We start from the raw sequence: 13102 nt of genomic DNA on the forward strand, positions 1-13102 counted from the left end.
TTTTATGGATGTTCGCCCGGACTCGCAGTTTGATCACTCCATATGATAAGGTTTTTCCAGATGAGGAAACGGTGTTTGTTGTATGGCTCATCCATATTTAGTGGTCCTGTTATACCTGGAGCTGTAAAGTTCAAACTGTATCAATCCCTGATACTGTAAAGCCAAAACTGTAACGATCAGACAGTTGAATGATAATCAGTTGATTATCGAACTAAAAGATAATAGGCCAACAACAATGATTGCAGGGGAGGGCTCAGCTTTCCATATGACTTTCGCAGACAACGCGCTCTTTTCAGGTGATTTTTAAACTTTCCACCTCAAATATCACCTGATTCTGTAAATTTGCCCTCCGTTTTCAGGAAATCAGGCTTGTTTTAGGGAACCGATGCTGTTTTCAGCAAACCAGGCGCTCAGGAAACCCAGCATTGCGTTTCAATAACCAATCGCTTGTTTTCAAGGATCTGGCATCGTTTAGTAGACCAGCCGCGCTTTCAGGAAACCAGAAAATTTATGCCAATGACTTTATCCGCCTTTATCGCCTCCCTGGAAAGCACTGCGCCGCCGCAGGAGCTTACCGCGCCGTTACAGGCCCTTTGGTGGGACGGCAAAGGCGATTGGGAACAGGCCCATAACATTGCGCAGGATATAGAGAACAGCGCCGGCTCCTGGATCCATGCCTACCTGCACCGTAAGGAAGGCGACCGGTCCAATGCGGCCTACTGGTATGCCCGGGCTGGCAAAAGCATGCCATTCAACACCCTGGAAGAGGAGTGGGAGCATATCGCTGCCGCCCTGCTCTGAGCCAGGCCAGCAGTAAAAAACACCCATTTTTAAATTGTTTTGGGATTTTGAAGCAAGTAATTTGGAATTTAATTTAGTTCGCGTTACCTTTGCCCTCCCAAAATCCTGTTTTGGAATTTGGGATGTCATTGTAAACCGACAGCAAAAAAACTAGGTAAAGAATGCCTACTATACAACAATTAGTAAGAAAAGGAAGAGAAATTATCCGGGCTAAATCCAAGTCCAGGGCATTAGATAGCTGCCCCCAGCGCCGTGGTGTTTGTACCCGTGTGTACACGACTACGCCTAAAAAGCCTAACTCCGCCCTGCGTAAGGTAGCGAAGGTGAAGCTGACCAATAAAATAGAGGTGATCGCATATATCCCTGGTGAAGGGCATAACCTGCAGGAGCACTCTATCGTACTGATCCGTGGTGGTAGGGTAAAGGATCTGCCGGGTGTACGTTATCACATCGTGCGCGGTTCCCTGGATACTGCCGGTGTGAAGGACAGAAAGCAGAGCCGTTCCAAGTATGGTACCAAAAAGGAAAAGGCTAAGAAATAATATTAAAACTTAAGTGAAACTTTTCAGATAAATGAGAAAGCAAGCTGCTAAAAAATTACCATTGGCTCCGGATCCCCGGTTTAATGATAAGCTGGTGACCCGTTTCGTGAATAACGTGATGGAGCAAGGAAAGAAGAGCATTGCCTATAAAATATTCTACGATGCGGTAGATAAGGTGAGCCAGATAACCGGCGATAACGGTTACGAGGTTTGGAGAAAGGCGCTGAACAACGTTACGCCTGCTGTAGAAGTAAGAAGCCGTCGTATTGGTGGTGCTACCTTCCAGATCCCTACGGAGGTTCGTCCTGACCGTAAAGTATCCCTGAGCATCAAATGGCTGGTGCGTTATGCAAGTGAAAGGAACGGTAAGAGCATGGCAGAGAAACTGGCTAACGAGATCGTAGCAGCCGCTAAGGGTGAAGGCGCCGCTTTCAAGAAGAAAGAAGATACGCACCGTATGGCAGAAGCTAACAAAGCTTTCTCCCACTTCAGAGTATAGTAAGCGCAAGCTACAAGATATAAAACAAAAGCTGATCGTTGCAGGTATATGCCGCGATCAGCTTTTTGTTTGGGGTGGTGGGTAGGGTGAGGCGGAGAAGAAATAAGTAAACTACTTAATACAAAAAAGCCCGGAGCTACACGCCCCGGGCTTTTTAATTTATTCCATCTTCATCACTTCACATTCACCAGCACCCTTATCTTCCCCTGCCCCTGGCCATCAAACGCTTCCAGGGCCTTGCCGATCACCTGGCCGGGTTTTACCTTATCTATATCCGCCTTCATGGCATGACCGGCCAGGCTGGAGGTGACCAGCAGGTCGCCACGGTGGATGGGGCCATTCTCGCCGCATACTTTAGTGGGTATTACCCCTACTACGCCCATAGGCACTTTATCAGAAAGATCGGTATCTATATGCTCTTCGGTTAACAGCACACCGGGTCTGGTAGCGTATACGCCGGCCACCAGGGTAGAGTAGGCCCCGGCGGATTTCTCTACGGTGCGGTCTGCGGTGAGGGAGATCACCAGCACATCGCCGGGCTCGTAGGCCGTGGCGCTGCCGGTTACATCAAAGGCCTCCGCTACGTCTGCGCCGCTGCTTTGGGTGCCGCCATTAAAGAAGCCACGGCCAGCGGCATTGATACGGGCTACGTTCACGGAGCCGGGGTTGCCGCTGCGGAAAACGGCAATACTGCCATTGCTGTGTGTTTCTACGGTCAATACCGGGTTGGTATTGCCGGTATTGTAGTTCACGAACCGGCCGGCCCTGCCATTGCCGAAGTTGGGGATCCAGCCAAAAACGGCGCTGCCGGTACCGTCTGCTGTGGCTTCTACGCCATCTCCGGTGTTGGAGGCGTTGGCGGTAATACCATTACCATTACCATCTGCAATGGCAATCAGGGCAGGGCCGTTACCTGCGGGGTTAGAGGCATGGAACAGGCCTGCAAAGCCGCCAGTGCCAGAGGAGATACCATAAATACCGGCAGTGCCAAAGTTGGCGAACTGGGAGTTCACTTCGCCCCTTACGGCGGCGGAGGTGCCAGTTACCTTATCTACCTTAAAGTTACCCGCAATGCCATTGCCTATGGTGGTCACGGTGATCACATCGCTGGTATTGGATTCATTAAAGATATTGAAGCGGCCCGCCCTGCCGGTGGCAAAGCTGGGCACCCAGGCATACAGGGCGTTACCTGCGCCGTCAATATTGGCTTCTACGGCGTTACCGTCTTTACTGGCGTTGGCGGTGATGGCATTGCCGTTACCATCGTTGATGGATACCAGGGAGGGGCCGTTGCCGCTGGGGTTGGAGGCATGGAACAGGCCTGCAAATCCGCCGGTGCCGGAAGATATACCAAAGATACCGGCTGCGCCAAAGTTGCCGAAGATGGTCTTTACTTCTCCGCGCACGGCAGCAGCTACGCTGTTGTTGTTATTTACCAGGAAAGAGGCGGCATTGCCCTGGGTATTATCCGGGATATTGCCGTTACCGTTGGTCTCCACTTCCAGGGTGTTACCCATCGTATTGGTGTTGTTGAAGTTCTCAAAACGCCCGGCGCGGCCGGTACTGTTATTTAAGCCTATCTGGCCCAACACGCCAATGGCGGTGCCGGTGGTGTTGGTGGCCACAAAACCACGTACGCCATATCCGCCACCGTCATTACGGCCTACCACAGCGCCGGCAATATCGCTGGTGGTGCGGCCTACCACGGCTTCGCCCCCGCCGTTATTGTCGCCTACCACACCGGCAGAGGTTTGTGCGCTGGTAATGCCCTGTACGCCAAAGCCCGCGCTGGTGCTGCTACGCACGCCCGCGCCATTACCGGTGGTGCTTACGTTTACCACGGTACCATTGCCTACAGTGTTAACAACGAGCGCATTATTGTTATTGGCGTTGTTGAAGATGGATATATTAGCCGGGATCCCGTTATTGGAAGTGGCGTTTAGGCCAGTGCCTGTATTACTGTTGGCATACACGCCGTAACCGTTAGCGGTGGAGTTACCATATACGCCCAGGCCATTGGGGGTAGTGCCGTACACCCCCCAGCCGCTGCCGTTCTGGGAGCCATATACGCCTACGCCTAAACCGCCGGCGCCATTGTTGATACCGCGTACCGCGGCGGAGAAACCACCGGGGGAGGTAGAACTGACGATACCCCTGATAGCGGCGATGTTGGAGGTGGTGGTATTGTTAACGCCTTCCAGGGAAGTGCCGTCACCGTTGTTGGTGATGGAAAACAGGGTGGCTGCATTATTTTCTGCCGCGGTATAAGGCAGGGTGAAACCGCCACCACCGCCACCGGTGTTATCTGCGCCCGGCGTCCAGTTGGCGCCGTCAAATTTTAGTACTTGTCCGGCTACGGGGGCCACATTGGCTACAGGGTGGGTCTGTATCTTAGCCACTACGGGGTCTGGATAGGTGCCGCTAAGGTCACCGCCTGCGGGAGCGCTGTTAATGCTGCCCGCTGGTCCGGCGGGTCCCTGGGGGCCTGCGGGCCCGCTAGGTCCGGCTGGTCCTGCAGCTCCCACCGGTCCTATAGGTCCGGCCGGGCCGTTAGCGCCTATATCGCCTTTGGGGCCGGCAGGCCCTGCAGGTCCTGATGGTCCGGCCGGGCCGGGTATACCGGGCAAACCTGAGAGGCCGGTGGGGCCGGTGTCGCCTTGATCGCCTTTAGGGCCGGCAACACCAGCGGGTCCTGCTGGTCCTGCATCTCCTTTACTGCCAGCGGGTCCTGCTGGTCCTATCGGTCCAGCTGGTCCGGCGGGGCCTGCATCACCTTTGGCGCCGGCAGGTCCGGTAGGGCCTGTGGGCCCCTGGGGACCAGGGGTGCTGTTGGCGGCATACAGGGCAAAGGGTACGCTTTTTAACGGGGTAGTGCCCAGTGTTTCATAGTTATTGTTGCCAATGGCGGTTTCCACTTTCAGGTATTGGTTGGCGTTTGCCCAGGGCACCGCGGCAAATGTGCCGGTAGTTGCTGTGCCATTGCCTATCTGCAGGGTAAAGAGGCCCAGCTGGTTGGTGGTAACGCTATGGGTTTCCTGGTACTGTACGGGGCCATTGGCGGCGCCTCCGAGAATGCTGATCCGCACATTTACGGCCTGGTTTGCCAGCATGGTACCATTGGTGTTACGGGCAACGGCCTGGTAATTAATGCCATTCAGCCCGCTTTGTGCGTGCAGGCTGGCGGCGGCCGTCAGCAGCAATAGGGTAAGGGTAAAAGCATATATTTTCTGCATGAATGTACTTTTTAGTGTTGTTGAGAGATCTGGGGCTTTACGTTCTTAACAGGCGGCAATGCGCTTGTTGCCTCGGCGGAGGAGAGACCGGAAGGCAGCTTTTGCCCGCCTGCCGGGGCTTGCCGCAGGCTCATACGGCGGGTGTTATTGACCGCCGGCGCCGGCCGGTAATTGGTGAAGATCAGGTTTTTGGTGCTGGTGGCAGTAGCCCGCGGATCAGGGGCGGGCGCTGGTTTTTTCATGGCGGATATGTCCTGCTGAAAGGAAGGGAATAACACGTCCCTGCTGCGCTGCTGGGCGCTGGCGGCCGTAATGGCTGCCGTCAACATAAAAAGGAGTAAACACAATGATTTCATCTGTAGTGGTTTTATGCTTTGTAGGATGATTTTATTTTGAATGGGTGTATACGAGCGAAAGCTGCAGGCTGCTGCGCTGCAATACGCCGGTGGTGGGCATGCGGTAGGCGGCGTCCAGTTCCAGTGAATTGACGCGTACCCCCACGCCTGCGCTGAAATGCTGGCGGAAGCCTTTATTGGGATGTTCGTAGAAATAACCGGCACGGGCAAAGAACTGGTGCTGGTAGGTGTATTCCAGTCCGCCGGCCAGGGTAAACTCCCGCAGCTCTTCCTGGAAGCCGCCCGGCGCATCCGCAAAAGAACTGAAGATGGCTGAGGCCACGCCCCGGTCAGGATCTTTGCCCTTTAGGATCACATTCGTGGGCTGCCCATTGGCATCCAGTTGGTAAATAGGAGGGGTGGGTACCAGCAGCTTACAGATGTCTGCTACTACGGTAAATTGGTGGTCTTCCGTATTTACAAAGGAGTAGCCGCCGCCTATGCGCAGGTTCATGGGCAGAAAGGTGCGGCGGGTATTATCGTCCGTATACTGGAGGCGGGAGCCGATGTTGGTGAAGCTGATGCCCCAGCAATAGCGGTTGCCAAAATCCAGGTTGTTCACTTTGTCCTGGAAGTACAGGCTTATATCGCCGGCTACGGCGTTAGCGGGTTTTTGCTGCAGGCCATTATAAGTGCCCTGTCCCAGCTGGCTGCGGATATAGCGCAGGGATACTGCCAATGACAGCCGGCGGCTCAGCTTACGGGCATAAGCGGCGTCTATGGCGTATTCGATGGCGTGGTACTGCTGCAGCATCATGCCGTTCTCGTCCCGGAAGGTAATATCGCCATGATCGAAATACTTCATGGAAATACCGGCGCCTTCGTTCTCGCTGAAATTTTTGAAGGCGGACATATACCCCATATGGGTCTTATGATCGTTTACGGTATACATCCAGGGGGAGTAGGAGGCGCTTACGCCCCAGTCGCCGGCAAATACGATCTTGGCGGCGTTGCCAAACAGGTCGTTTGAGTTAGGCTCCAGGCCGGTAATAGCGTCGCCCAGGGCGCCGCTGCGGGCATCCGGGTTCACCAGCAGGAAAGCGGCGCCTGCATTGACCGGCTTTTCCTGGTTTTTCTGCGCTGCCAGTGGAAGGGAGGCCAGCAGCAGGCAGGCGGAGAGTAGGGTAAAACGGTTCTGCATGTTGCGTGGTTTATTGGATGATCAGTTTTTCAAAGAATACTTTTCCGTTGATGTTCAGCATAACGGTATACACCCCCGCGGCAAAGCGGTTTACGGGGACGGCGATGATCACCTGGCCGGGGCCGTATTGCTGGAACTGCTGGTACATTTGCTGACCGGCGCTGTTGATCAACCGGAAAAGCACGCCGGAGGCGGTCAGCAGCTCAAACTGCACCTTTACGGTGGTAGCTGCCGGGTTGGGGAACAGGATGTAGTTCTTTATGGGATCGGCGCCGGGATCCAGCGGGGGCAGCTCCGGTTGATGGAAGCCCTGGGCCAGCAGGGTAGTACCGGCACTAAAAGTGGTGATGACGGGCTCGCCTACCGTGTACTGGATCAGGATGTTGCCGGCCAGGCCGCTACCGCCGATACTGGCGGTCACCTGCCGCTGCAGCACCAGCTGGGCCTGCGCCTTTTGCTGGCACAACCCTGTCAGTAACGCGGGGAGTAACAAGTAGTAAATAAACTTCATGTGCATATTGGTTTAAGTAGATGGTGTCAAACCGGATAAACAATAGCATTGCCACCAGAGACCGGGAAGGTCAATGGCATAGGCAGTACAAGGGGCTTATAGCCCGCAACAGGGAAAGGGATCACATTAACCGGGGGAGAGTAATAATGGCTCCATAGGAAAATGGTTTATAGGTAAACAATAACAATACTGCTCAATCATGTTATACCATGCTTTAGGGGTGATTGCCTTTCTCTGGGATTACGTTATTAACTTCACACGACTTCGGGGAACATCATGCAAAAATTACTCAAAAGCCATTGATAGCCAACAGGCAGTTACTGTCTGGCCTGTTTAACAGCGTATCCGGCAGAAAGCGTGCAATAAATGGTTTATACTTCTTTATTTATATTTTTATTTATAATGTATGTAGGGGTTCCAGAGGGGATAATGCGGAAATAACATTTTGACAATACGCCATGGTTTTATTTATTATTAAAAAAGGATTACCTTTGCCCCCCAAATTAGCATTTATTATACAGTCATTTTAATACTATGGCAGACTTAAGATTTCAAAGGAACTTTGGTATTGCGGCGCACATTGATGCGGGTAAAACCACTACCACAGAGCGTATCCTGTATTATACAGGTAAGACCCACAAAATAGGTGAGGTACACGAAGGTGCTGCCACCATGGACTGGATGGCACAGGAGCAGGAAAGAGGTATTACCATTACATCTGCGGCTACTACCTGTTTCTGGAACTTCCCTACGCTGCAAGGTAAAGCTCAGCCTGACACTAAGCAATATAAATTCAACATCATCGACACCCCGGGTCACGTGGACTTTACGGTGGAAGTAGAGCGCTCCCTGCGTGTACTGGACGGGCTGGTAGCCCTGTTCTGCGCCGTATCCGGCGTTGAGCCCCAGTCTGAGACCGTATGGCGCCAGGCTAACCGTTACCGCGTACCCCGTATCGGTTTCGTAAATAAAATGGATCGCTCCGGTGCTGACTTCCTGAACGTGGTAAAACAGGTGAAGGAAATGCTGGGCGCTAACCCGGTACCCCTGATGCTGCCTATCGGCGCTGAAGATAGCTTCAAAGGCGTGGTTGACCTGATCACCATGAAAGGCATTATCTGGGACGAAGAAGGTAAAGGCGCTACTTACCAGGAGATCGAGATCCCGGCTGATATGAAAGATGAGGCTGACGAGTGGAGAGCTAAACTGGTAGAATCCGTTGCAGAATATGATGACAAGCTGATGGAGAAATTCTTCGAAGATCCGAACTCTATCTCTGAGGAAGAGATCCACGAAGCTATCCGTAAAGCTACTATCGATATCGCTATCATCCCCATGCTGTGCGGTTCTTCCTTCAAGAACAAAGGCGTACAGAAAATGCTGGATGCCGTTTGCCGTTACCTGCCTTCTCCGATGGATATCGAAGCGGTAAAAGGTACCAACCCGGACACCGGCGAAGAAATTGAGCGTAAACCAGATGCAAAAGAGCCTTTCGCAGCCCTGGCGTTCAAGATCGCAACCGATCCGTTCGTAGGCCGTCTGGCATTCTTCCGGGCGTACTCCGGCCGTCTGGACGCAGGTTCTTACGTACTGAACACCCGTACCGGCAAGAACGAACGTATCAGCCGTATCATGCAGATGCACGCTAACAAGCAGAACCCGATCGACTTCATCGAAGCTGGCGATATCGGCGCTGCTGTTGGTTTTAAAGATATCAAAACAGGCGATACCCTGTGTAACGAGGATAAACCGATCGTACTGGAGTCTATGACCTTCCCTGAGCCGGTGATCCACATCGCTATCGAGCCTAAAACTCAGGCAGACGTAGATAAGATGGGTATGGCCATTGCCAAACTGGTAGAAGAAGATCCTACCCTGAAGGCAAAAACGGATGAAGATACCGGCCAGACCATCCTGAGCGGTATGGGTGAGTTGCACCTGGAGATCATCGTGGACCGTATGAAACGCGAGTTCAAGGTAGAAGTAAACCAGGGTGCGCCCCAGGTTGCTTATAAAGAAGCATTCACTGCTACGGTAGAGCACCGCGAAGTGTACAAGAAACAAACTGGTGGTCGTGGTAAATTCGCGGACATCCAGATCGAAATAGGCCCTGCTGATGCAGAATGGCTGAAAGAGAACGATGGTAAGAGCTTCCAGTTCGTGAATGATATCTTTGGTGGTTCCATTCCGAAGGAGTTCATCCCTGCGGTACAGAAAGGTTTTGAACAGTCCCTGGGTAATGGCGTACTCGCTAACTACCCGCTGGATAACCTGAAAGTTCGTTTGTTTGATGGTTCCTTCCACGCGGTGGACTCCGACGCCATGTCATTTGAGCTTTGCGCCAAAACCGCTTTCCGCGAGGCTGGCCGCAAATGTAAACCAGTACTGCTGGAGCCTATCATGAAAGTAGAAGTAACCACTCCTGACCAGTATATGGGTGATGTTACCGGTGACTTGAACCGTCGTCGTGGTATGCTGGAAGGTATGGAATCAAGGGCAGGCGCTCAGGTTATCAAAGCCAAAGTGCCGCTGAGCGAAATGTTTGGTTATGTAACCCAGCTGCGCTCCCTGTCTTCTGGTCGTGCTACTTCCATCATGGAGTTCTCTCACTACTCTCCTGCGCCTAACAACATTGCTGCTGAAGTAATGGCTAAGGTTAAGGGTAAAGTGAGCGCTGACTGATAATTAGCTTTCTAAGCATAAAGAAACCCCGGTGTAGTGATACGCCGGGGTTTCGTGTTTTGGGGCCTGGCACAGATAATGCCGGCGCCAGGTTTATTTTGTGCCGGAGTTGGAATTCCCTAATCCAGGCTGCTGATCTCTATCACTTTATCATTATTACCGCCATTGCTGGTGCAGAGATACACCCGTCCGGCAGGAGACACGCATACATCCCGCAGGCGGCCAAAAGCATTGGAGAACCAGGTGCGGGCATTGGTAACGGACTGTCCATCCTGCGAGAGCTGCAGCTGGTACAGCCGCTGTGCCTTGAGGGTGGCTACCAGCAGCGAGTTGCCCCACTGGGATATACGGTCGTGGTTATAATAGTCCATACCGGAGGTGGCCACGGTGCTGCTGCCGGATGACCAGATAGGGGAGCGTACGTTCTGCTGCGTACAGAAAGCCGTCTCTCCCGCCTCGTCACAGGGGCCGTTCACCGCCGGCCAGCCATAATTGCGCTGCCGTTCTATGATATTTACCTCATCTTCAATATTAGGCCCATGTTCTGCCGCATATAATTTGCCGTTTGCCAGCACCAACCCTTGCTGGTTGCGGTGGCCATAACTCCATAGCGGGTTGTTGGGGAGCGGATTATCGCCGGGAATGCTGCCATCCAGGTTAATGCGCAGCACTTTGCCATTTGGGACGGCGGTATTCTGGGCGTGCTGGGAGTTACTGGCGTCGCCGGTGGTGATCAGCAACTTATTGTCTGGCGTGATCAGCAGGCGGGAGCCGTTATGGATGCCGGAGGCATTGATATTGTCCAGCAGGATCTGCGGACTGGCCAATGTATTGTTGGCGTAGGAATACCGCACTACTTTTTCGCGGTAGGCGCCTCCGTTTTCATAATTGTATACCAGGTATACATAGGGCTGCTGCGGAAAATCCGGGTGCAGGGTCATGCCCAGCAGGCCGCCTTCTCCGTTGCTGGTAACATCGGGGATGGTAAGCAGGGGTATTAGTTCCCCGGTCCGGGGCTCAATGCGGCTTACACGCCCGTCCCGTTCTGTCATCCAGATATGATCATCCGGTCCCCAGAGGATCTCCCAGGGGAAATTAAGCTGTGCCGCTACCGTGCGTACGCTATCTGCCGGCCAATCTTCCTCTTCGTCTTCCGGTGGCCGGGAATCTTTTGAGCAGGTAATGCTAACGATGCCTGCACCCAGCAGGCATAAGATCAGAATTAAGGGTGTTTTCATGCTGATAATGGTTTTGATCTTTCTGGTGGAATGTATCCGCCGCGCCGCTGGCTGCCGGTTTGTGCTGATGAGGTGGGGCTTAAGATAATGGCCGTGGCAACCTGTGGCGGGCTCCAAACAAGTTGAGCCTATCGTCTGTTATATAACGTAAACTACGGCGCCTAAGTTATAGGCGGAAGATAAAAAAATTCTACACTGTTCGTCCTATGTTGTTCATTTTCAGTAGATTTGCGCCGTCGTGTGGATAACCCTGGTTTGTAAGGCGTAGTGCTGAAGTGATCCCCTTATCCCTGCCTGTTGAGTTTTTTCTTTATTGGTGTTGGCGTACTATTTGTGCCGGTTCCATACCGCATTCGAGTATATTTTTTTGATGGCAAGTATTTCTTAACTAAAAATTCAGGACATGAACAGATTCTATCAATTAACCCTGGCCCTGGCGGCCCTATTGTTTAGTTCCGTTGCTGTAGCCCAAACCCAGCAGGGTAACATCATGGTAGGCGGCGATATTTCGAATTTCAACCTCAACTTCCTGGGCGGCGGCGGTGGTACCACTTTTCAAATGGACCTCACGCCTAAAGTAGCATATTTTATCCGGGATGGATTGGCAATAGGCGGTTATGGCAGACTAGGCCTGACGACCGCTAAAGGCGCCGGTACGCAAACTTCGTATGGGATAGGAGCATTGGGCCGGTACTTTGTAGAAGACCGTCGTGTAAGACAGCTGGAGTTTTCCAAACGCAGCCGCTTTTTCGTAGAGGCAAATGCCGGTTTTGGCGGCAGTAATAACTCTGCTTCCGGCGCCAGTAACAATGGCCTGGACTTGGGTGTTGGCCCCGGCGTGGCTTTCTTTATTACGCCAAACGTGTCATTGGAAGCTTTGTTGAAATATGAGCTGACGGTGGGTTTTGGCAGCGCTACTACCTCTAACCGCTTGAACCTGGGTGTTGGTTTCCAGATCTACCTGCCTACTGCCAGGGCTAAACAGATCCTGAAGGAAGAAAGAAGTAAATAAGTACCAGGTTATTACATAGCTGTATAGCGGCCGGGCTGCGTCTTTGCGGCTGCGGGCGGGATAAAATTAGCTTTTAGCCGTTAGCGGCTGGTTTTTAAGCAAGGATTGCGCTAACTGCTAACGGCTAAAAGCTGGTCAGTAGTTATCAGGTTATTATGTCAGGAAGGCCCCTGCTTGCCGTAATTGCGGCTGGCAGGGGCTTTCGGCTGTTTTATAACAGGCGCGGCAGTTACTGGTAATAGTACTAATGAATAGACCGGTAGAACTGGCTGAGAGTGAATAGAATGAACAGGTTTAGCGTATAAATATCTGTTATTTTGGTGGTGTGATGATTATCTGAATCAGCATCTGGGGATGCCGAAAACCAGGTAAAGAGTAGGCGTCACAACGGTAAACCATGCGTATGGGCAATTTTCTCATTGAATTGCTGCAGGGGCTGATTGATCTATTAACCGGATTGTTAGGCGCGCTGTAAGCTATTGCGGAAATGCCGGCAAGCATTTTTCCCGCAACCGGGGCTGATTAAAAGGTACAGGAAGGCAATGACAGGAACGCTGACCTGATTACACTTCTGTAAAGGAGGGGAGGCCTTTTGATCAGCCCTATTTTAGTGGGAGCGATGGTGTGCTGACGATGCTTGTACAAGGAGCGCTTATCTATCAGGACTGTCTGGCGGTGTTTTGTAATTGTGAGCCCAATGGCGCCGGCTATCAAATTGCCTGAACAAATCCCACCCATTCCCATTCAAACTGAACAAACTGAACAAATTATATATTTAATATAATTGATAATTTTACGCCGGCAAAACTGATCAGCGCCCTGGGGATTGCCGAAAACCAGTTAACCAGAGTAGGCGTAAACCATGCGAAAAACCGGAAATTATGGATCTTCTCAGTGCACTCATTAAATTAATTCTTGATCTGATCAAATCTTTACTGGGCGGTTTGCCCGTTTGATCCTGCCTGGCCATTTTTAGGCTTTAAGGGCATTTCAGAGGGCCTTATCCTGTTCCGGCCATGCCGGTAAAAGGGATGAGGCCCTATTTTTA

At 52.3% G+C, this 13102-nt stretch carries 10 protein-coding genes; 5 read left to right on the top strand and 5 right to left on the bottom strand.

What is annotated here, in order from left to right; genetic code table 11:
* The first annotated feature begins 510 nt into the window (after positions 1-510).
* The 3 genes from F0L74_RS16795 to rpsG all read left to right on the top strand — a co-directional run bounded on the left by F0L74_RS16795 (position 511) and on the right by rpsG (position 1842).
* Positions 511-801: a hypothetical protein gene (locus F0L74_RS16795; protein WP_246197744.1), complete on the top strand. Its 291-nt coding sequence runs from the start codon at positions 511-513 to the stop codon at positions 799-801.
* Positions 802-962: 161 nt separating this feature from the next.
* Positions 963-1343, top strand: coding sequence for a 30S ribosomal protein S12 (rpsL, locus tag F0L74_RS16800; protein WP_089918361.1), 381 nt, complete (start codon positions 963-965; stop codon positions 1341-1343).
* A gap of 31 nt (positions 1344-1374) precedes the next feature.
* A complete protein-coding gene (gene rpsG / locus F0L74_RS16805; protein WP_149839063.1) occupies positions 1375-1842 on the top strand; it encodes a 30S ribosomal protein S7 in 468 nt (155 codons plus the stop codon).
* 173 nt (positions 1843-2015) lie between these two features.
* Here the strand turns inward: rpsG and F0L74_RS34065 are convergent, their stop codons facing one another.
* Genes F0L74_RS34065 through F0L74_RS16830 form a run of 4 tightly spaced genes read right to left on the bottom strand, consistent with a single transcriptional unit; the run spans position 2016 to position 7122 of the window.
* The gene (locus F0L74_RS34065; protein ID WP_213086999.1) at positions 2016-5075 is read right to left on the bottom strand and encodes a collagen-like domain-containing protein; all 3060 of its coding nucleotides are present in this window, start codon (positions 5073-5075) and stop codon (positions 2016-2018) included.
* A gap of 11 nt (positions 5076-5086) precedes the next feature.
* The gene (locus F0L74_RS16820; protein WP_149839064.1) at positions 5087-5431 is read right to left on the bottom strand and encodes a hypothetical protein; all 345 of its coding nucleotides are present in this window, start codon (positions 5429-5431) and stop codon (positions 5087-5089) included.
* A gap of 31 nt (positions 5432-5462) precedes the next feature.
* Positions 5463-6611, bottom strand: a complete 1149-nt coding sequence (gene porV, locus F0L74_RS16825; protein WP_149839065.1) for a type IX secretion system outer membrane channel protein PorV — start codon at positions 6609-6611, stop codon at positions 5463-5465.
* 10 nt (positions 6612-6621) lie between these two features.
* Positions 6622-7122, bottom strand: coding sequence for a T9SS type A sorting domain-containing protein (locus F0L74_RS16830; protein ID WP_188316042.1), 501 nt, complete (start codon positions 7120-7122; stop codon positions 6622-6624).
* A 534-nt stretch (positions 7123-7656) separates the two neighbouring features.
* Between F0L74_RS16830 and fusA the strand changes: the two genes are divergently transcribed.
* Positions 7657-9804: an elongation factor G gene (fusA, locus tag F0L74_RS16835; RefSeq protein ID WP_149839067.1), complete on the top strand. Its 2148-nt coding sequence runs from the start codon at positions 7657-7659 to the stop codon at positions 9802-9804.
* 119 nt (positions 9805-9923) lie between these two features.
* On the opposite strand, the gene F0L74_RS16840 is transcribed toward fusA, so the two are convergent.
* Positions 9924-11042 carry a PQQ-dependent sugar dehydrogenase gene (locus tag F0L74_RS16840; RefSeq protein ID WP_149839068.1) on the bottom strand — a complete coding sequence of 373 codons (1119 nt, stop codon included), beginning with the start codon at positions 11040-11042 and terminating at the stop codon, positions 9924-9926.
* Between the two features lie 403 nt (positions 11043-11445).
* On the opposite strand from F0L74_RS16840, the gene F0L74_RS16845 reads away from it, so the two are divergent.
* A complete protein-coding gene (locus F0L74_RS16845) occupies positions 11446-12054 on the top strand; it encodes an outer membrane beta-barrel protein (RefSeq protein WP_149839069.1) in 609 nt (202 codons plus the stop codon).
* Positions 12055-13102 lie beyond the last annotated feature (1048 nt).

It is taken from the genome of Chitinophaga agrisoli (genome assembly GCF_008386695.1).
Classification (GTDB): Bacteria; Bacteroidota; Bacteroidia; order Chitinophagales; family Chitinophagaceae; genus Chitinophaga; species Chitinophaga agrisoli.